This window comes from Rothia nasimurium (genome assembly GCF_014217215.1).
GTDB lineage: Bacteria > Actinomycetota > Actinomycetes > Actinomycetales > Micrococcaceae > Rothia > Rothia avistercoris.
The window spans coordinates 2,209,578-2,230,908 of the sequence record NZ_CP056080.1 but is presented as its reverse complement, the minus strand read 5'-3'; the positions used below and the strand labels follow the sequence as shown (position 1 = coordinate 2,230,908).

Annotated in this window: 14 protein-coding genes; 13 read left to right on the top strand and 1 reads right to left on the bottom strand. The window is 53.7% G+C overall.

The features are described 5' to 3' along the window. Positions 1 to 87 precede the first annotated feature (87 nt). Positions 88 to 2,196 carry an AMP-binding protein gene (locus HWU94_RS10110; protein ID WP_185173610.1) on the bottom strand — a complete coding sequence of 703 codons (2,109 nt, stop codon included), beginning with the start codon at positions 2,194 to 2,196 and terminating at the stop codon, positions 88 to 90. 618 nt (positions 2,197 to 2,814) lie between these two features. Between HWU94_RS10110 and HWU94_RS10105 the strand changes: the two genes are divergently transcribed. The 13 genes from HWU94_RS10105 (at position 2,815) to HWU94_RS10045 (ending at position 21,303) form a co-directional block, all read left to right on the top strand. Next, positions 2,815 to 3,021: a cold-shock protein gene (locus HWU94_RS10105; protein ID WP_185173609.1), complete on the top strand. Its 207-nt coding sequence runs from the start codon at positions 2,815 to 2,817 to the stop codon at positions 3,019 to 3,021. A 299-nt stretch (positions 3,022 to 3,320) separates the two neighbouring features. Beyond that, positions 3,321 to 3,599 carry a WXG100 family type VII secretion target gene (locus HWU94_RS10100; RefSeq protein ID WP_185173608.1) on the top strand — a complete coding sequence of 93 codons (279 nt, stop codon included), beginning with the start codon at positions 3,321 to 3,323 and terminating at the stop codon, positions 3,597 to 3,599. 136 nt (positions 3,600 to 3,735) lie between these two features. Then, on the top strand, positions 3,736 to 5,556 hold the full coding sequence (locus tag HWU94_RS10095; protein WP_185173607.1) for an RDD family protein: 1,821 nt from the start codon (positions 3,736 to 3,738) through the stop codon (positions 5,554 to 5,556). 25 nt (positions 5,557 to 5,581) lie between these two features. Then, on the top strand, positions 5,582 to 7,555 hold the full coding sequence (locus tag HWU94_RS10090) for a hypothetical protein (protein ID WP_185173606.1): 1,974 nt from the start codon (positions 5,582 to 5,584) through the stop codon (positions 7,553 to 7,555). Beyond that, entirely contained in the window at positions 7,555 to 11,880 is a 4,326-nt protein-coding gene (locus HWU94_RS10085; protein WP_185173605.1) for an FtsK/SpoIIIE domain-containing protein, read from the top strand. The genes HWU94_RS10090 and HWU94_RS10085 overlap by 1 nt, the downstream gene beginning before the upstream one ends. 30 nt (positions 11,881 to 11,910) lie before the next feature. After that, positions 11,911 to 12,693 carry a hypothetical protein gene (locus HWU94_RS10080; RefSeq protein ID WP_185173604.1) on the top strand — a complete coding sequence of 261 codons (783 nt, stop codon included), beginning with the start codon at positions 11,911 to 11,913 and terminating at the stop codon, positions 12,691 to 12,693. Between the two features lie 299 nt (positions 12,694 to 12,992). Then, a complete protein-coding gene (locus tag HWU94_RS10075) occupies positions 12,993 to 15,260 on the top strand; it encodes an alpha/beta hydrolase (protein WP_185173603.1) in 2,268 nt (755 codons plus the stop codon). Between the two features lie 18 nt (positions 15,261 to 15,278). Further along, positions 15,279 to 15,800 (top strand): hypothetical protein, encoded by a 522-nt coding sequence (locus HWU94_RS10070; RefSeq protein ID WP_185173602.1) that lies wholly within the window; start codon positions 15,279 to 15,281, stop codon positions 15,798 to 15,800. Positions 15,801 to 16,414: 614 nt separating this feature from the next. After that, a protein-coding gene (locus HWU94_RS10065; protein WP_185172942.1) for an IS3 family transposase occupies positions 16,415 to 17,628 on the top strand; the annotation gives its coding sequence in 2 pieces (ribosomal slippage) (positions 16,415 to 16,694 and positions 16,694 to 17,628; 1,215 coding nt in all). Positions 17,629 to 17,685: 57 nt separating this feature from the next. Beyond that, on the top strand, positions 17,686 to 18,189 hold the full coding sequence (locus tag HWU94_RS10060; protein ID WP_185173601.1) for a hypothetical protein: 504 nt from the start codon (positions 17,686 to 17,688) through the stop codon (positions 18,187 to 18,189). Between the two features lie 139 nt (positions 18,190 to 18,328). Continuing rightward, positions 18,329 to 19,639: a hypothetical protein gene (locus HWU94_RS10055; RefSeq protein ID WP_185173600.1), complete on the top strand. Its 1,311-nt coding sequence runs from the start codon at positions 18,329 to 18,331 to the stop codon at positions 19,637 to 19,639. A gap of 52 nt (positions 19,640 to 19,691) precedes the next feature. Beyond that, positions 19,692 to 20,099, top strand: coding sequence for a hypothetical protein (locus HWU94_RS10050; RefSeq protein ID WP_185173597.1), 408 nt, complete (start codon positions 19,692 to 19,694; stop codon positions 20,097 to 20,099). 775 nt (positions 20,100 to 20,874) lie between these two features. Beyond that, positions 20,875 to 21,303, top strand: a complete 429-nt coding sequence (locus HWU94_RS10045) for a hypothetical protein (RefSeq protein ID WP_221625842.1) — start codon at positions 20,875 to 20,877, stop codon at positions 21,301 to 21,303. The last annotated feature ends 28 nt before the right edge of the window (positions 21,304 to 21,331 follow it).

Below are 21,331 nucleotides of genomic sequence, written 5' to 3'. Positions count from 1 at the left end.
TTTAGGGCGGGTAGGCGCTCACCTACACAAAGGGGCGCCCGCAAGGCGGGCAGACGGACGCGGACGCGCGGGGCGGTTCGGGTGCCTTTAGCGGGTTGCCAACACCTGGGCGATAGCTTCGAGAGCTTCCTCGTTCTGCAGGGATGAGGTATCGCCCAGTGACCGGCCCTGGTAGAGCTCCCCAAGCAGGCGGCGGGTAATCTTGCCCGACCGGGTCTTAGGAATATCAGCCACCGCAATGACGTCCTTGGGCTTGGCAATCGGCCCAATCTCGTGGCGGATATGCTTGGTCAGAGCAGCCTTCAACTCTTCGGCGCTCAGGGCACGGCCGGCCTCAGACAGGGTCACATAGGCAACCGCCTGGTGGCCGGTCAGCTCGTCCTCCACCGGGCAGACCCCGGCCTCTACCACAGCCTCATGTGTGACCAGGGCAGACTCAATCTCAATGGTCGACAGGCGGTGGCCCGAAATGTTAATAACATCGTCGATACGGCCCAGAATATAGACATCGCCCTCGTCATCGACCTTGGCGCCGTCACCGGCCAGGAACCAGCCGCGCTCGCCGTAGTGGCGCCAGTAGGAATCAAGGTAACGCTGGGGGTTGCCCCAGACCGTGCGGGCCATGGACGGGCCAATCTTATCGACTACAATGAAGCCCTGCAGGCCGGGCTCAACGTCGGTCCCGTGCTCGTCGACCACGCGGGTTGAGACACCCGGAACCGCCCGTGTCGCACAGCCGGGTTTGGACGCGGTGTGGGGGGCGTCGTCCGCGAAGGTGCCAGCGGGCGCGAACTGGGGGTCGTGCGGACGCGGCGAGCAGACGGTCGAGCCCGTCTCGGACTGCCACCAGGTGTCGATGAAGGACGCGGTGCCCCCGCCCACGTGCGTCCGTAGCCACCGCCAGGCCTCGGGGTTGATGGACTCGCCCACCGACCCCAGCAGGCGTACCGATGAGAGGTTGTACTTACCGGCGGGCGGGCCGTCGGGGAAGGCACCCATGAGGGAACGAATCAGAGTGGGGGCGGTGTAGTAGTTGGTTACCCCGTAGCGTTCAAGCACCTCAAAATGGCGCTCGAAGGTGGGGGTGTTGGGGGTGCCCTCGTAGATCACTTCGGTGACGCCGTTGAGCAGCGGCCCGTAGATTTCGTAGGTGTGGGCGGTGACCCAGGCCAGGTCGGCGGTGCACCAGTGAACGGTGTTCTCGACCTTGGCGGGGTTGTTGACGGTTGATAGCTCGTCCACGCGGTGCTGACCACTCTCGTCCTCAATCTCGGGGAGCAGGTCAAAGAGCAGGGCGTGGGTGTAGGCCACTTGGGTTAGGTAGCCCGCGGACGTGTGCACCAAGCCCTTGGGCTTACCGGTGGTGCCGGAGGTGTAGATGATAAAGAGCGGGGTTTCAGCGTCAAAGAGCTGGTAATCGTGGGTGTCGGGTAGGTTATCGACCAGGTCGTGGTACCAGACGTCGCGGCCCTCGGTCCAGGGCACAGCGGCGTGGGCTTCGGGGGTGCCAGCGGTGCGGTCAACCACAATAACGTGCTCGATATTGTTTTCACCCGAGCAGGCTTCGTCGGCGGTGGCCTTGACCGGAACCACGGTACCGCGGCGGTTCTGCCCGTCGGTGGTAATGAGCACCTTAGCGCCGGTATCTTCCACACGGAACTTCAGGGCCTCAGCCGAGAAACCGCCGAAAACCAGGGAGTGAATAGCGCCAATACGGGCGCAGGCAAGCGTGAAGATGATGGTTTCGGGAATCACCGGCAGGTAAATCACCACACGGTCACCCTTGCCGACGCCCAGCTTCTCCAGGCCGTGGGCTGCCTTAGCGATCCGACGCTGCAGCTCGGCATAGGTAATGGCCTCGCGGTCACCGGGTTCACCCTCGAAGTAGAGGGCCACCTTATCTCCCTTACCCGCTTCGACGTGGCGGTCTACGCAGTTGTAGGCAACGTTGAGCTTGCCGCCCTCGAACCACTTAATCTCAGGCACGGTGAACTGCTCGATACCCTCATCATCGAGGCCCAGGCTCTGCGGCTTGGCGAAGGTGTGAGGGTTGGCTTCGTCAAACATCTCTCCCCAGGTCAGGCGGGCTTTAGCCTGGCCGGCCCAGAACTGTACGCGAGCCTCGTCTGAGATGAGCGCCGGGTTGGGCGTGAGATTGAAGGGGTCGGTGTAGACAAAATTGGCAGGTGCGCCCAAGGGTATCTCCCATCGGTAGCTGGCTGTAGCACCGTCGCCGGAACTCGAAGCTGTAACCCTTCTATGAACAGTCGAATGGGGCGGTTCTGTGCCTTGCCCCAGTCAAGTGCCTTTTGCCTCTTGACATAGGCGGCTGATGTATACGGGTTCTTGTTCTTGGCGTGGTTGCTGCGATCGTCGTGGAGCCAGGTCTCTCGTATCGCTCGTGATGGATGTATCTTTTTTAGGGTAGGGTGACGGTCTTGCTCGTGCCAAGCTGTGACGTCTCGTAACGTTTATGACCTACTGTGACATCACGTCTGCACCTTTCGCCCATCGAGATGCGCGGTTTCCTTCCAGATGCGCGAGGAACCCGCGAAGTTCGAAGGAACCCGCGCAGACGACGGTGTTGCGTGGGGTGGTGGCCAGGGCGAGCATGCCGCACCAAAAGAGACTTGCGACACATAATACATACAAAGCTGCCGGGGTACTGTAGAGCCAGAGACGTGCCCACCGGTTGGTGTAGTAAGTATTTAGACTTTTAGTTTTTTTAGTTTTGCGTTTCATCTCCTTGGGAAAAGAGAGGGCACACCTTAAGCGTTCGAGGTTTGGGCGCATTTTCCAGAAGGAATAAAACACATGGCTACTGGCACTGTAAAATGGTTTAACGCTGAAAAAGGCTACGGATTCATCCAGCCCGACGACGGCTCAGCAGATCTTTTCGCTCACTTCTCAGCGATTAACTCAAACGGCTATCGCTCACTCGAAGAAGGCGACTCAGTTGCTTACGATCCCGAGCAGAGCGATCGCGGCATGCAGGCCGCGAACATCACTGTTCTCAGCTAAGCATTGCGCTAACTGATAAAAGGTTCGGCCCCTGTCCACTACGGACGGGGGCCGAACCTTTTTGTGTCCCCCAAAGACCTTACAGTCCCTGGTAGTTTAGCTGGATGGATACCTTTTGCCGAATATTTAACTGTGGATAACCTCGTAACGTGCTAGATTTAATGTTCTGAGTTGGTAGGATGAAGCGCAGTGAGCGGTTCTTAGAATTCGCTCACCACAGGAAAAACATTATTTGCTGCAGATGGAACACCTGGTCCCAGCCAGGGGAGTTTGCAGGCTAAAGAAAGGTAGCACCCCTAATGTCTATCAAGATTGATTACGCAGCCATGGAAGCCGAAGCAGCTAACCTGCAGACTGCAGCAACCGACTTCGAAGTATCGCTGTCTAACCTGCTCAACCGCATCAACCACCTGACTTCTCCCGAGGGTGGCTTCTCCACTGAGGTATCCAGTGGCGCGTTCGGCACCAACTACCAGGACTTTAACACCAAGGCTCACCAGCTCATTCCTGCCCTGCAGGCTTTCCAGCAGGATCTTAAGAGCACCATTGAGCGCTTCAAGGCTGCTGACGGCGCCTAATATTGTTATCGGGATATAAACCCATATCAGCGTCTATATAGGACGTTTGCCAAGTTGGCGGAGATAAGGACGGACTTATCTTCGCCAACTTTGTCTGTTCTTTTACTTTTCTTTGCGTTTTGAAGGCACCTCACCTATGAATAGTTTTTTGCTTGTGCCTGCCCCCTTATATAAGCGGGCTCTCGCCTACTTGGTCGACCTGCTGATTGTGGCAGCTCCTGCTGGGTATGCGCTGTGGTTTGTTATCAGCTTTTTGTTTAAGCCGTCCCTGCTAGTGGGGTGGTTAACCTGTGTAGCTGTTGCGCTCATTGTGCTTGCTTATACTTTGATTCTTGCCGCCCAGAACGCGTCTTCTGGGCAGACCGCAGGGAAACGCTTGGTAGGTATTAGAACTCTTCGAGCTGAGTCGCTTAAGCCGGGTGATTTCTCGGATGCTTACGCCCGTGGTTTTTCTTTCTTCTTCGGTTTGCTTGGCCTTGGCATTAGGCCGCTGTTGATGGCTTTTCGCTTTAAAGGGCAAGTTGAATCTGAGTCATGGCCCCATAAAGCTGGTAATACTAGGGTTCTCGACGTGCGGGTAGGCAAGGATCCTCTGAAGATAGAGAAACGGTTTTTCCCTCTCTACCCTGAAGAGTGGTCTGGCAAGATTTCAACGCCTGTGGGTCGGGTATTTCCCCCTAGGGCGGTAGGCCAGCCAGCGTTCGAGAATATTTCTTCCGGTGAATCTGACTCTGGGATTGCACGAGTGACTGTTTCAGACCATCTAGAAGTAGCGCGTAAAAGACGCCGTTCTGAGAGTTTTAAGTCAGCTGGTCAAGGGTTCTTAACTATTGGAGCAAGCTGTTTAACAATTGCAGCTATAGTGTTTGCTGCCAATGAACTGAACCCAGAGATGCCTAAACCCCAAGATGAACGAGAAGTACTAGCTGTATCTCTGACACAGAAGCTTCCTGTGGCGGGCTATAGCGGTCAAGGCTTTCCCGGTTACAAAGAAAAGCCTGATTGGAGCAAACCGGTAAGTCCTGATGCCAAAGTGTTCTCCACAGTAGCGAATGTCTTTTCTTTTGAAAGTCGCAAACTCACTATCTTTTCTGCGGCAACAGGTGAGGAAGTAGCTAACTTTCCGCTTGACCAGGCTGTTGAAGTGTCTGCTCAGACAAGTTTTGGTGGTAACCCTGGAATTTACTGGTCAATTGGTGATACTGCTTTTGGTTGGAATTCAGGTATGGGGGCAGATAAGCCTTTTAGCGCCCAAATCCCTGCTGGGGCACAGCCGTATGCGGCGGGGAATGAGCTTCTCTTTGCTGCTAAGGATGAAAAGAACAACCAGTACAAGGCCTGGCGTTTTACTTCCGAGGGATTCCACGAGATAAAGATTCCTTCAGGCTTCGTACCTGGAGCTTTCTCTAGGCAGAATATCGTGAGCTATAGCTTGGGTGGCGAAATTAAGGTAACTGATAGTCAGGGCCAAGAAATTTCTGCCTATCCGCTTGCAACACCTAAAGAGTCTTTGCCTTTTGCTGGCATCGTCTCTGTTGGGCACCAGAGAGTTGTGGCAATCTGGTCTCCATACCCCGATAGCGTTGCTCCAACGACACCGGTTACAGTGGCTTTTTACGATACCGAGTCTGGGAATCTGCTCTCATATATTGAAACAACTCAGGAGCGTATCTCCGCCTACCCAGATTTATTGTGGGGGCCTGATGGGCGTTCTGCTCTTTATGCTGGCTACCTGTTTGATGTTGAGACCGGTAGAGCGGACGCCGATCTCATTGCACAGGGTATTGAGCCGATTACTGTTATTGGTGAGGGCGCCTTGGGCAGCAGTAATTTAGGTAATGTTTATATGGAGCCTGAAGAGGTACAGTCAATTTCGGGTATCACGCCCTTGCTGGTAAACCAGGATATCGCCGTTATCAGAACGTATAACAACACGCTTGAAAAATACACCAAATAAAGCACACACACTCGTAGAGGAAAACATGACATCACAGATGCCTAAGCGGCTGATTTTTAACACTGGGACAACTACCCTGGCACTTCTCCTGGCAGCAGGGATGCCAGCATCGAATGCCGCGCCTCTACCGGAGGAATCCACGTCTACTCTTTCGCACTCAACCTCACCTGTTGACTACGCATCTGCAACACCTACATTGAGTGAGACCGGTGCCGTTACACCGACTAAGGCAGTTGAATCAATTTTCGCATCTGACCCTGCAACGCAGGATATTTCCGTTGCAAATGATTCTTCGGCAGATATTACAGATGTACCTGCGGCTATACCCACGGCAGATGACCAGCCTGCTGTTCCCTCTGAAACTACTCCTTTGCCCAGCACGAGCCCTACTGAAGCTCCTGCGGACCCTATTGACTTAAAAGTTAAGGCTGATACGGCTGATGTCAAGCCTGGCGAGATCTTCAAGGGATCAGTAGAGAATGTTCCTGAAAGCACACACATTACAGCCTCTCTAATTCCTGCCCAAGAACTTGAAGCGGACCCAGTAGAGTGCTCTGTTAGTGGGGAATCTCCTGTACAAACTTTTGAGTGTGCGGTTCCGGAGGAACAAAAGACTGGTAAGTACACCTTAGAGATTAGGCTTTTGGATGATAAGAATCAGCCTGTGCTTGTCAACGGAGCCGAGGTCATTGATACTTTACAGAGCGTAGTTGTCGCTGATGGAACAAAAGAATACAGCCCCTTGCTTGTAGTCCAGTATCCGATCACTGCGGCTGGGTATGTCATGCCTGTCGCTGGTGGAGGGTACGAGCCTAATTCTGAAGTTCTGGTGAGCGCTCTTGACGAAAACAACAACCCAATCCCTGGTATTACCTTTGCGACGTGGGCTGCAGGGAGTACACCTTCAGCGGGTGACCTTGATAGTGCAACGGGGACTCTCAAAGTCACTACTGATGCCGATGGCTTTTTTAATGCTTACCTGATTACTAGCCCATACATGACGAGCGCTACTGTGAATGTTGTTGCGCAGGATGAGAAGAATCAGATTTCAGCTTCGGATCAGCTAGGTGTTTTGGGTGAATCTGTGGCTAAGTTGGGTACTTCTGTAGACAGTATTGTTGCCGGGGAAGATGCCATTGTCGAGATCTCAGGTGACCAGTTTGCGCCATCGTACAAGGACTACCCTGTGACCTTGCAACTTGTTCGAGGTGGGGAAATTATTGCAAGCCAAGATATTGAGCTGTCGCGCCCCACCGGCGATAGCCTATGGAGCTCATTCGAGAAAGTAACTCTGAAGCAGACTGCTTCGCTTGAAGCAGGGGAGTACTCGATTCAGGCTGTTGTGCCTTCCCAAGATAATATTCCGGTAGAGTTCCAGGGCCGGTTGCTGGCATCGAAGACATTTAACGTGGTGCCAGCTGAGGCACAACCACCGGTTATTACTGACCCAACTCTTCCTGTGGAACCGGTACCGGGTGATCCTGTGGAGCCTGATTTGCCAGCTGAACCTGAGCCGGTAGAAACAGCAGAACCCACTGGGGACACTGAAGAGCTCCCTCTTCCTGCCCCTTCGGAGAGCGTAGAAACTATTCCTGCGCCGATCACTGACCCCACTGAAGCGCAGGTAACACCCGTCATTGAGCAGGAGAAGGCTCCCGAGCCGACAGAGACTCCTATTGAACAGAACCCTACATGGATTCAAACCAGCTCAATTAAAGCTGAAGACCCACGTGTTGTAGAGGAAACGAACCAGCAGCTCAAATCTAGTGTCCTGAACGCTCAGGGAACTAAGAATATTGAAGGCCGGATTAACCCTCAGGCAGGTGTAGTGGCTCCAGAGGGTGCGAACACCGCGAATGGTGCAACTGCGGTGGTGAACCTGAATAAGTCAACTCCGAAGTGGCCTGTGCTACTACTTATCCTCATTGCACTCGGCGTTGGAGCTATCACCGGCGTGTCCATTGCAAAAACTGCTAGAGCAACTGACAGTAAGAGATAATGACCTCAATCCGTCTCTCCATCGAAAACGCTCAACCCGCGGTCTCTCACCTGGTAGTTGACGCGGATCCTCAGTTACCTGTTAGCGCGGTCGCCTCCGCTATTGAAACAAAGGTTGGTGAGCCCGTTCCCCTCTTGGCCGAGAAGAGGGGAACCTGGGGTGAACTTGAACTTACTGAGGGCGCAGTGCTTGGTGTCGAAGCCTTGGAACGTAGCTCTTTAGAAGAGTCCCTTAATGTTTCCCCGTTCCTCTTTATCCAGCAGGTGAGTGGCCCGGGGGCCGGTACTATCCGCCCACTTGAGCCCGGGAAATATACTCTGGGGGCTGATTCTCGTTGCTCTATCGTTTTAGAAGGTAGTAACCTTCCTCAGACAGCGGCTTTGCTCAGCTTCAATGAAGCTGGTCAGTGCACCGTGGAAAATACTACTGAGGAATCGGTTCTTCAACTTGAGGGGCAACCCGTCACAGAGCCTCAAGAGTGGCTTCAAGGCCATTCCCTGCGGATTGGTGGGTATGTTTTCGAGCTTCTTACGCAGGCTCCTTTAACCGCGTCGGTGACACCCTCGGAGCGGCTTGGGTTGCTGGACTTTAACCGGCCTCCCCGGCTGATGCCGAAAGACCGTGAAACGGAGTTCAAATACCCTAGCGAACCCGAGATGAGTTCGCGTGGTGCACTGCCTCTTATTGGTATGTTCATCCCTTTGATACTTGCCATATTCATGGCGGTGGTGATGAAGAGGCCTTACTTCCTGATTTTTGGGCTGATGTCGCCTGCGATGATGCTAGCGAGCCACATGAGCAACCGTAAAAACGGTAAGGCGACTCACCGGGAGCGGAAAGCAAAGTACCGTAAGGTAAGGGCGCAAATCGATGAGGACCTTCACCAGGCCGTTGTGGATTTCGCGAATGAGCGGCGTTTATCTAGCCCCGATCCTGCTACTGCTGGGCTGATTGCGAGTCTACCCAGCCCTAGGCTGTGGGAGCGTCGGCGGAGCGACCCTGACCACCTGAATATTCGTGTGGGGGTATCTGAAGTTGAGTCCGATGTGAGCATCTACCGGCCTGAAGAGGTTGATCACCGCCGAAAACAGCTGATGAAAGCTCAGGAGGTCCCGGTAACGGTATCTCTCAAACAGTTTGGGGTCATCGGATTTTGCGGTGAGAAGACTGCGGTTCACCGCAACGTTGCTTGGGCGGTTGGTCAGTTAGCGGTGACTCAGAGCCCGCGTGATGTTGGAATTGTAGTGCTCACTGACGGGTCTTCTGCTCGAGAGTGGGAGTGGGTGAGGTGGCTTCCTCACGCAGCAAGTTCTAAGGGGTCTATTGCCACTATCGGTAATGACACCCGTACTGTTGGTCAGCGTCTTAACGAGTTGTCCCAGATGATTGAGCAGCGGCAGGAACAGGGAGCTGAGAAGGACCCCGATATTTTTCGCTCTATTGTCGTGGTCTTTGACGGTGCGCGCAAACTCCGTCAATGGCCGGGTGCTTCACGGGTGCTGGCTGAAGGCCCCTCCGTAGGTATTTATTCTCTATGTATCGATAGCGAAGAGCGGTTCCTCCCTGAGGAGTCACGTGCTGTTGTGACTGAGTCGGGTGGGGAATGGACCCTTAAGCGTGATCGTGAGAATTCTCTGGAGCAGATTACCCCCGATCTGCCTGAATGGGACTGGTTTGAAGGCATTGCCCGCCCGATGGCTCCTTTACGCGATGCTACCGATGAGGACGATTCCGCGATTCCGACCAGCGCCCGTTTCTTAGATACCGTCATGATGCAGGACCCTGAGCCGGAACTCGTTATGCAGCGATGGGCGCTTTCACCTCGTTCCACGTCTGCTGTGATCGGTGAGTCCTTTGACGGGGCTTTCGAGATTGATATCAGGAAGGACGGCCCCCACGCCCTCATCGCGGGTACGACAGGTTCCGGTAAGTCGGAGCTCTTGCAGACTCTGATTGCATCGTTGGCTTTGCGTAACCGACCCGATGAGCTGTCTTTTGTGCTGATTGATTATAAGGGTGGTGCGGCATTCAAGGATTTCGTTAATCTGCCGCATACGGTTGGTATTGTTACTGACTTGGATAACCACCTGGTGCAGAGGGCCATGGACTCTTTGGCTGCTGAACTGCGCCGTCGTGAACACCTTTTGGCTACTGTGGGCGCTAAAGATATTGAGGACTTTACCTCTGCCCGTGAGCGCGGTGAAACAGATCTGTTGATGCCTCGCCTTGTGCTGGTGATTGATGAGTTTGCTGCTCTGAAAGCTGAGCTCCCTGACTTTGTGGCGGGTATCGTCAACATCGCTCAGCGGGGTCGCTCGCTGGGTATTCACCTGGTGATGGCAACTCAGCGCCCGCAGGGTGCCATTACAGCCGATATTCTGGCTAACACTAACTTGCGTATTGCCTTGCGTATGGCTGATTCGGTGGAGAGTAAGGACGTCATTGGTACTGCTGATGCGGCTGAGATTTCTACCTCTACCCCCGGTCGTGCCTATGTGAAGTCCGGGTCAAGCCCTCTATTGCCCTTCCAGTCATCGCGTATTGGTGGTGCTCGGGTTGAGAGCACCGTACAGGATATTCCTGACCCGGTGGTGCATGTGGTTCCTTGGCCTCAGGTAGGGTATGCCCTTCCTGTTCCTCCTAAACAGAAGCAGACTGAGTCTGCTGTGACTGATTTGCAGGTGCTGGTTAGGGCGATGGAGAAAGCGGCTGAACAGCTCAACATCCCTCCGCAGCCTAGCCCCTGGCTACCGTCTATGGGTGATGACGTGGTTCTTGCCGATATCGTGGCCCAGGTGCCTTCCGATGCAGGGAATGATATCCCCAAGATTCCTTTTGCCCTCCAAGATTTCCCGGCAGACCAGAGCCAGAGGCCTCTCTGTCTGGATTTCGAGGATTTTTCACACTTCTTCATCGTGGGCTCACCGCGTACCGGTCGAACCCAGGCGCTACGAACTATTGCCGGTGCAATAGGTCAGAGCACCTCTCCCCGTGATATTCACCTGTACGGTGTTGATTTTGGTAACGGTGGCTTGCGCGGTATTCTGCAGCTTCCTCACTGCAATACGGTGATTTCTCGAACGCAGGGGACTCTGCTGACCCGGTTTATTAATCGGATGGAAACCGAGATTAACCGCCGTCGTACGGTTCTTTCCCAAGCGGGTTTCACCTCTGTCACTGAACAGCGTAGGAACTCTCCGGAGGGGCAGAAACTTCCGCATATTGTCATTTTGTTTGACCAGTGGGAGGGGTTCTTGAACGGTATTGGTGATAACTGCCAGAGTAGCGTGGGTCAGTCTGTCTTAGCTATTTTGAGAGAGGGCGCTTCTGCCGGTGTTCACCTGATTATTACCGGTGACCGTTCCCTGCTCTCAAGCCGTACAAATACTTTGGTTGAGCATAAGTTGATGCTTCGGCTGGCTGACCGTACGGACTACACTATGGCGGGCTTGTCCCCTCGCGAACTGCCGGAGAAAATAGGCCCGGGGCGGGCTTTCGCTTCTGGTACTTCGCGGGAAACCCAGATTGCTTTGCTCGATGCAGATCCCTCATCACAAGCCCAGGTTAGGGCTCTGGGCATTATTGGTGAGCAGGCTGCTCAGCGTCATAGCGACATTCCGGAGTCGCAGCTCCCGCTGGCTCTGCGGGATCTGGCCGCTAAGGTGACCTACAGTAGCATGGTGGCGGCCGGTGCGCCGGCGCTCCCGGGGAAACCTCTGCTGGGCATCGGTGGTGACGATGTGCTTCCGGTTCCTATTGATTTGGTTGAAATCCCCACCTTCGTGATTGGTGGTGCGAGCAGGAGCGGTAAATCTACCGGGCTTAGGGCGCTGGCCCAATCATCGTTGGACGCTGGTGTGCAGGTTGTCCTGTTGACTCCTCTCCGTTCTCCTGTACGTGACCTTGCGGGGCATGAGAATGTTGTGGCGCATTATGCGGGTGCCGATATTACAGCCGAATCCGTTCGTGAAGTGTTGAAGATGCGAGACATCCTACTGGTGATTGACGATGCTTCTGCTATCTCTGACTTCACGGTTATTGATGAGCTGAAGAAGATTGGTTCTGCCCTGAACAGCCAGGGGGTTCGCGTGGTGGCGGCTGACGGCCTTGACGAGCTAGACCGTGTTGGCGCTATGTCGTGGATGAATGAGCTGGTTAAGCGCCGCCACGGTGCCGTTCTTAACCCCGCGTCTATTTTTAGTGGTAAACCCGTAGGGCTGTCCTTAACCCAGGAAATTTTGGCGCAACCCCGCCCTGTGGGCCGGGCTTTAGTAAATCTTGGTGATGGCCGGATAACAAGTGTGCAGATTGCGTGTGAAGGATAAGTAGGAATGAAGAAAATAGCTCTTGTATGTATGTCTAGTGTGGCAGTTCCCCTGTTGCTTGTTGGCTGTTCTAATACCTCGCAGGAGGCATCTGCTACGGATGTTGAGCAGGCCGCTGTTGTCGCTGTGAGGGGAACTTACCAGAAGGAGTCCCAGGTGGACTGCGGGGATAAGACCTTGCAGGTTGAGGCTGGGGCGAGCGTAGATTGCACGATTACTTTGGCGGGTGAGTCGGTTAGCCGTTCAGCATCGGTGCAGGTTGCCTCTCTCACGGATGAAGGCTACACCGTTGATGTGACTATTACGCCTGAAATCGAGGAGCCTTTGAGCGATATTTCTGCCGATGAGGTGCGGTCACAGGCGTTGCAGGCTTTGACGAATGAGGCTCAGGTTGAGCCGGCTGTGAATTGTTTGCAGGGACTGGAACGTGTTGTGGGGGCGAGCGTGACCTGCTCGGCCCGGTTTACTGGTGAAGATCAGGCTCGCTCTGCTCAGGTAACGGTGAAGAGTGTTACTGCCGATGGCAAGGCAGAGCTGGGGACGGCTCTTAGCCCCAGCGTTAAGGAGAAAGCGCTTTCGGATTCTCGTGATTCTGTGGCTACAGTTGTTGCCTCAGCTTTGGAGGGGCAGCTGGGAGCAAAACCTGATGTTTCTTGCGGTGATGGCTATGTTGAGGTTAAGGACGGTTCTGCTCTTACCTGTAGCGTTACCTCAGCTTCGGGTCAGGTTCTGGGGGATGCCCAGGTTAAGCTCCGTGATGTTTCTGGCGGCGCCTACGGTGTTGATGTCGCCTTGGAGCAGGCTACCTCGTAGGGGGAACGTGGAAGGAAGGCTGAATCTCTGATGGCAGATATTAGGTTAAGTTATGAGCTATTGCAGGACCTCATCGATACCTTTAGGGAGGTTAAGGACTCTTTCACTACATATGCGTCAAGTACATCCGGCTCGATTGCAAGCGATGACCCGGTAGCCCATCACCATTCTGATGCTGTGATGGGCCAAGAGGACCAACTGTTGACGGCTACGGTGACGGCTTTGGGCAACGCCCAGGAGGGCGCTCAATCTGTTTACGATGATTTTAAGACTGCTGATGGTGCTGGGGGGAGTAAATAATGGTTGGTGTACGTCCTTTTGATTGGTCTCCGCTGACTGGCGGGGATCCTTGCCCTGGTAGCCCGGAAGCTTATGCTTCTGTAGCGGAGCACTGGGGAACTCGTGCCGGTGATGCTACGGTTGCTGCGGGCAAACTGGGTACTATCGTAACGAATGATGCGGAGTCTTTGCGGGTCTGGCGTATTGAAAAGGTCGCTTCTGAGGGGAAAGCTGTCTTGGAGGAGATGTCCAGGACGTTTACCACCGCCCAGGAACTCCTTCTGGGGTGGAAACAGGCCTTAGAGGGGATGCAGGAGAGAGCTGATGAGGCTTTGCGTAAGGCCAAGGCTGCTGAGCAACTGGCTGTTGACGCTAGGCAGGAAATCGGTGCGCTGGGAGCTTTTGCTGCGCAGGTGAAGGAGAATGAGGAGCCTAATTTAGCTCGGAAAATTTTTCTGGAGGAGGAGCTTTCGGCGGCTCATACCCGTATTGCAGAAGCTCAACGGGTAGTTGATGAGGTCCGCTCGGAGTACGGGAGTAAGTCCGCAGACGCGGTCGCTAAGTATCAGTTGGCTGTTGCGGGTTTGTGGTCTGTGGACGCTGGCTCTGCGGGTGGTGGGCTCTTTGGGTCTTCTATGCAAAGTATTAGGGATATTTTGGTGGGTGGGCTTTCAGAGCAGCAGATGCGTGATTTGGAGCAAGCTGCGGCTCATGCTGGTGACGGTCCTGCCGAGTACGAAGCCTACTTGAAGCTGCTCAGTGACTTGGATGCCCGGTCTCTTGAAGAGTTCTTTGGGACGCACCCTGATCTTGCCCGGAACCCCTTAGCAAGTACAGGGGATGTTGTGTGGGAGACAACCTATACCCGTCAGTGGTGGGAGAATCTTCCAGATAACTTTAAGGAAGCTTTGACTACGTATGCGCCTGGCCTGGTGAGCAATTTGAACGGGGTCTCCTATAAGGAGCGTGATAAGGCGAGCCGCAAGTTGATTGATGATTTGTTGGCTGACCCCGATATTTCTCAGGAGCATAAGGATGACTTGCAGGAGATCAAAAAGGCTGCTGCCACAGATGAAGAGTCCGGTGCGCAAAAGTATATCCTCTTCCTGGATATTTCCCATATGGGGGATAAGGACGGTACAACGGAAAACGACTTTTTGACGGCAATCGCGGTGGGGGATGTGGACGAGGCTACCTCCACCACGGTCATGGTACCCGGTATGGATAATAACGTGGGCCGTAGCGTCGGTAGCTTGACCCAGAACGCATGGGATATGCACGCGACTCAGGAGCGCATGAAGAAAGGGGATAATGAGCAGATAGCTGTTATCGCCTATCTGGGCTATGACACCCCGGACCTTATGCGAAGTTTGGATAGGCCGTTAGACTTATCCATGGAAGTTTATGACCCTCTCCCCGAATCGTATGAGCGTCCTTACCCTCTACAGAGTGTGCTTCAACCTGATCTGGCTCGAAAGGGTGGGCAACAGTTAGCCGACTTTTATGATGCCCTGAATGTTACTAAGTCAAGTAACCGGGACATCCCGGCCTTTGGGCTTGCTACCACGGATGAATACAATGACCCCCATATCTCACTGAACGCCCATTCCTACGGGACAACGACTACGGCCGAGGCCCTGAGCCTTTCGCAGACCGCTGTCAACAATGTGGGCTTCTACGGGTCAGCAGGGCTAACGCAAGAGGCTGTCGATGCGGCTAATGCTGGGCTTTGGCGTATAGAGCGGGATCAGAATAACCAACAAGAGCTCTGGTATGTTCACTCACCTGATGACCTGTTAGCCCCAATGGGTGCTTCTGCAGCAGGACGACAGCTACCTGGGGACATCACCTTTGCCCAAGAGCTGAAAGATGCAGCGGTAATCGATAGCAATGGAACCTACTACGAAGATGTTGATTATCACCCCGTAAGCACCTCGGGCTCTCAGCAGGGCTACTGGTCGCAGGGTGCGTACACCCAGTACCAGGGGGCTCAACACTCGCTGGGTAGCCACGGTAACCCGTCAGGTGCCCGCTACCTTAAAGCCGTTTACTATGTGGAGGAACCGCGCACCGGTACCAAGGTTCAATTCACTATTACCTCTGAAATGTGGAACAGCGCCTCGCCGGAGAAGAAAGAGAACTGGCTCAATATTCTTTTGAAGCAGCAGGGGATGACCAGGGAAGAGTTTGACGCGGGAAAAAGTCAAACAAACACCGAAGTGCCCCCGGATATGGCACGCTCCCTTAACGGAGGAATGATTATAGGCTCTGGAGTGAGGGCTGAATAGTAGAAAGGAAGTCTGGCTATGCCATGGCGTAGGTTGAGTGCTTTGGTAGCAGTTGGTGCTTTGATGGTGGGGTGTTCTTCGGGGCCGCGTGCGGTGTCGGCTGAGAAGCAGGCTGCTATTGAGGATGAGTTCTGGGCTGTCTTGCCTCAGGTGGTGGAGGATACGGGGCTGGATCCGTCTTCTTTTAAGTACGCCAGTGGTCGTACTTATGATCCTCAGAAGGTGGCCGATCGGTCTTTTACTCCTCAGGGTGTGTGTGATTCGAGTGGCGAGGAGACTTTATATCGTATTGAGCTGGCTATGGATACTTTTGATGTGGATGATGTGCAGCATCCTGCTTCGGAGTACACTGCGCGGTCTGAGCGGATGCGTGCTTTGTGGGAGTCTCGTGGGTTTGAGGTGAAGAATGCTGGGCCGTATGGGAATGGGTATGAGATTGTGTATGTCACGGAGCAGGGGATTACGGTGTCTTACTATGTGGGGGATAAGGGGGAAAGTATTGTGCTGCGTAGTGAGTGTGTTTTGTCTGAGGATGGGTGAGTGGTGTGCTCTTGTGGCGTAGGTTGAGTGCTTTGGTAGCAGTTGGTGCTTTGATGGTGGGGTGTTCTTCGGGGCCGCGTGCGGTGTCGGCTGAGAAGCAGGCTGCTATTGAGGATGAGTTCTGGGCTGTCTTGCCTCAGGTGGTGGAGGATACGGGGTTGGAGCCGTCTTCGTTTGCCTATGGTAATGGGGATGTTTATGACGCGCAGGAGGTCGCTGACCGGGCTTATGATGCTAAGGATGCGTGTGATTCGAGTGGGGATGGGACCCTGTATCAGATGTTTGTTGCTTTGGATACTTTTGATCAGGAGGAAGATAAGGCTGATCGTCCTGCTTCGGAGTACACTGCGCGGTCTGAGCGGATGCGGGCTTTGTGGGAGTCTCGTGGGTTTGAGGTGAAGAATGTTGGGCCGTATGGGAATGGGTATGAGATTGTGTATGTCACGGAGCAGGGGATTGCGGTGTCTTACTATGTGGGGGGTAAGGGGGAAAGTATTGTGCTGCGTAGTGAGTGTGTTTTGTCTGAGGATGGGTGAGTGGTGTGATATGTACTGGGTTTAGTTCCGCTCCCGTAAATTTAGAAACAAACAAAAAGAGCAAAGGAACCTTCACCCATGCCCACCAAATACCCCGCCGAACTCAAAACACGAGCCCTACGCCTACTGACCGACCACCTGGAAAACAACCCCAACACAGGCATCTACACCGCCTGCCGAAACATTGGAGAACGCCTCGGCATCGGCCCCGAAACCCTACGAAAATGGCACAAACAAGCCGCCATCGACCAAGGAGAAACCCCCGGGCCCACCAGCGATATGGCAGCAGAAAACCGAAGACTTCGCAAAGAAATTGCTGAACTACGCAGAGCCAACGAAATCCTGAAAGCCGCTTCGGCTTTTTTCGCAGCCGAGCTCGACCGTCCGGCCCGATGATGATCCGTTTCATTGATACCCATAAGGATCTCTTCGGGGTCGAGCCGATTTGCCGGACTCTCGCTGAGCATCTAGACGGTGGATTCATCACCTCACGTGGCTACCGAGCAGCAAAAGCCCGCGTGCCAGCAGCTAGAACACTCAGTGACCAGTTGCTGATCCCCGAGCTTCTGAGAATCCACCAGGAAAACTACGGAGTCTACGGGGTGCGCAAGATGTGGCAAGCCATGAGACGAGCAGGCTGGGCTATCGGCCGGGATCAGACCTACCGGCTCATGCGTGCTGCTGGTATCCAGGGGGTACACCGGGGTCGTAAACCGGTGACTACCAGGGCTACCAAGGCTCCTGATAACCGCCCTGACCTCGTCAACCGCCAGTTCACCTCTGATGCCCCACATCGCCTGTGGGTAGCAGATTTCACCTATGTTCGTACCACCAGCGGCTTCTGCTATACCGCTTTCATCACTGATGTCTTCAGCCGGAAGATTGTCGGTTGGGGTGTTTCCTCAACCATGCATACACTCGGGATGCCTTTGACGGCTTTGAAGCAGGCTCTTTTCGATGCTCGTAAGTGTGGGTCTGTTTTGACTGAGATTGTGCATCATTCTGACCGTGGGGCCCAGTACGTGGCTGAGGATTACACGCGTGAGCTTCGGGGCCTGGGTGTGCAACTGTCAGTTGGGTCAAGGGGCGATTCGTACGATAATGCTTTGGCTGAGTCGGTTAACGGTGCGTATAAGGCAGAGCTTGTGCGTGGCCGGTTCTTTGAGTCTGTTGCTCAGTTGGAGGTTGAGACGGCGGGTTGGGTGTGTTGGTGGAATGAGCAGCGGTTGCATTCGTCCCTTGGTTATCGGACTCCGCAGGAGGTGGTGGATGGTGTTGTGAGTCTCGTATGATGGTAGGAACTAAAGCCAGTACATATCAGTGTGCTCTTATGGTCTAGGTTGGGTGCTTTGGTAGCAGTTGGTGCTTTGGTGGTGGGGTGTTCTTCGGGGCCGCGTGCGGTGTCGGCTCAGGAGCAGGCCGCTATTGAGGATGAGTTCTGGGTTCTCTTGCCTCAGGTGGTGGAGGATACGGGGCTGGATCCGTCTTCTTTTAAGTACGCCAGTGGTCGTACTTATGATCCTCAGAAGGTGGCCGATCGGTCTTTTACTCCTCAGGGTGTGTGTGATTCGAGTGGTGAGGAGACTTTATATCGTATTGAGCTGGCCATGGACACTTTTGATCAGGAGGAAGATAAGGCTGATCGTCCTGCTTCGGAGTACACTGCGCGGTCTGAGCGGATGCGGGCTTTGTGGGAGTCTCGTGGGTTTGAGGTGAAGAATGTTGGGCCGTATGGGAATGGGTATGAGATTGTGTATGTCACGGAGTTAGGGACGCAGGTCTATTATTACTCGGGTTTTCAGGGGGAGCGGATTGTGTTTCGTGGTGAGTGTGTTTTGTCTGGGGACGAATAAGAACTCTAGCGCCGCCGACAACTTTATCGGCAGTTCAAACTAGCCCGGCAGCCGGCTGAAACAGAGAAACCGGACTCACCGACAAAGTAGCAGAAACCGTGGGGAACTGGTTCAAGTAACCACACAGAGAAAGAACACCATGCCTGCATACTACATATTCCTCATCACCCTCATCACCCTCCTCATCATCACCTGGACCCTCATGGCCAACAGCCGCAACCGCATCTGGGTCACCGCCCAACAAGGCATCGACCCCTTCGACATGTGGATCACCCTGGTACCCTACATAGGCCTCTCCCTAACAGGTCTACTCTGCCTAGGCCTCATCGACGACGCCGGCCTTTCCGACCGGGTAAACCACCCAGTATGGTTCTGGATATCCGCCGGATTCGGCATCACCTTCATAGGCTCCCTCGCCTTTGCCCTGCTCATGGGCCTCATCGGCGGACAAACCATCCCCTACTTAGGCTACCGACCCCACTGGTGGAAAGAACTCCGCGCCTACCGACTAGCCCACCTCAGCCACAAAGGCATCACCAGCACACACGATATAGCCAACATCGAAAACTTCTACATCGGCCTCCGCACCTGGCCCCTGCCCACCAACAACCCCCAAGCACAAGACATCAACCCCCATACCAAGAACGCCACCCGCCCTATCAACACCACCATACTGATTCAAGAGCATGAACTACCGCCCTACACCTACCCAACCGGGCCAGCACCAACTGCCTGCGAAGTCTCTTCCTGGATTTACGGTCTGAACTCTGACTTGCTCTACCGGGACTATTTCCCCAGCAAACCCCTTGACCGGCTACGCATCCGAGGCACCGTCACCGGGGACTTCACCTTCACCGGCCTTGCCCCAGAAGGCGCCATGCTCTGGCGAGCCGAACAGAAGTTTTTTGAGCAGGGACCCAAGCTCACCCCCACCGATACTCGCATAGTTGATTTAGTGGTTGATCACCGCGGGATGTATCTGGTGCAGACCCCGGGTGAGGATTTCGCGCGTCGTCATGCCTGGGTTTTAGGTTTTACGGATATTAGTGTGGCGGATGTGGTTTTTGGGCAGGACGCTCAGGGCCGGGCTACGGTGACGTTTGGTGTTGCTGGGCGTGGTGGGTATGACCGTCCGGTGGTGTTTAGGGCTGATGAGTCTTGGGTGAATCGGGTCAAGATGAGGGTTGCTCGGTTTGAGAGGGCTATGGAGGTTCGTTCTTTTTCGGGTTGTTCTACTGTGAATCGTTTTTGGGTGGGCTGTGAGTTACCGTCTTTGTTTGCTTTTGAGATGTCGGCTCGTCCTGCTTTGGGTGAGTTGGAGTATGTTCATTTGTTGGAGGAGACGGAGGCGCAGATTGAGGTGATTAATGACCGTGTTCGTCGTGGGGTGCGGTTGCGTGCTGGTGTGGATGGTCGGTTTGTTGAGGTGCCGGTGGAGCAGAAATCTTAGGATTTGGGTGCTCGGCGAGCGTATTTTGTTCCGAAAAAGGTAGGGGGTGCTGATGAAAAAGGTTTTTAACTATATACGGGAGAATTGGATTCTATATTGGATAATTTTCGTATTATTTGCTATGGCGATGACCCCTGTTAAACGGTACACGGATTCGCACTATACCCAGGAGATGACCTGTACGGTGAAGTCTGCTTCGACTGTGTGGTCGATGCGGGGTTCGGGAAAGGCTGGTGCGTCGAGTCCTGATTCGTCTGTTGTGACGGAGGAGTGTGGGACCTTGATGCTTTATTATCCTGTGTTGGATGGTGTGGGTATGGATGAGACGACGGATAGTTTGGTGGTGGGTAAGAAGTATATTTTTGTGGTGAATAAGTATCTTTTATATGGTAGGTATCATATTATTCAGGATATTAAGGAGGCTGATGGTTCTCCTGTGAATTTTGGGTCTTCTGAATAGTTTTGGCTTATGCCTTTGTGTTTTATTTAGTGTGTAGTTTTATTTTGTTAGGGTATTTTTATGTTGCTGGGTGCTCTTACTGGTCTTATTGTGGCCGGTGTTAATGTTCCTTTGTCTAATGTTTTGGGGCGGTCTCTTAGTAGTCCGATGAAGTTTTTGGTGGTGTATTTTCTGCTGGGGCTTCTGGTGGTTGCGGCGGGTACTTTTATTTGTATGCAGTTGCTGCCGTTGTCTGCTGTTCAGAGTTTTGCGTCGTGGGGTTTGTTTATTCACCTGTATGTGGGGTGGACTAAGTATAGGGAGTTGAAAGGGGCTCAGGGTAAGGGTCTCTAGGATGTGAGTGAGGGTGAGATTGAGTCTGTCCTGAGTCGGGTTGAGCCGGGTAAGAAGTATGAGTTTATGATTGGTGAGACTAGTTTGAAGACTTGGGGCCAGCGGAAGGTGTTTTCGTTTTCTGGTCCTGTTGAGTAGTCATCTGCTTGTTGGTGTGGTTCTGGATTTAGGCTGGTACCGGTAGGCCCTGGCTTATTGTGCGATATCTGGCGGCGGTGTTCTTGTGTGTTCGGTTTGGGTGCATGGGGGCGCCGTCGTCTTTGTTTTGGTAAGGGTTTTGCTAGCTCTGCTTTGACGTCTGCTCCTGTGAAGGGGCCTGCAACGGATCAGTTGCATGCTATGGGTTCGTCTGCTTCTGGTGGTGGGCGGTCTGTGGCTGCTGGTGCTGGTGGTTCGGTTGTGAGTGCGACTGGTTTTGCTGTTGAGGAGGGGTTTGATAGTGATGAGCCAAAAGAATAAGGATATTTCACCTATCCAAGCTGAAAATAAAAAGAAGAAATCTAACTTCTCTTGGTTTAGATTTATCATTGTCGTGCTCATTTTTATGAGCCCATTTATCTATGTGATGTATATCCTATGGCAATTAAATATTACAGACCGGTATCACCAGGTGTCTCTGGTGTGCACGGTTGAGTCTGCGGAGTATAAGTCTTCTACGTCAAGTGGTGCTAGGTATAGCTCGTCGCGTGACGATATTGTTTTTTCGACTGAGGACTGTGGTGGGCTTTATCTGCCGGTGAGTGAGGGTGAGATTGAGTCTGTCCTGAGTCGGGTTGAGCCGGGTAAGAAGTATGAGTTTATGATTGGTGAGACTAGTTTGAAGAGTTGGGGTCAGCGGAGGGTGTTTTCGTTTTCTGGTCCTGTTGAGTAGTCATCTGCCTGTTGCAGGTGGATAGATC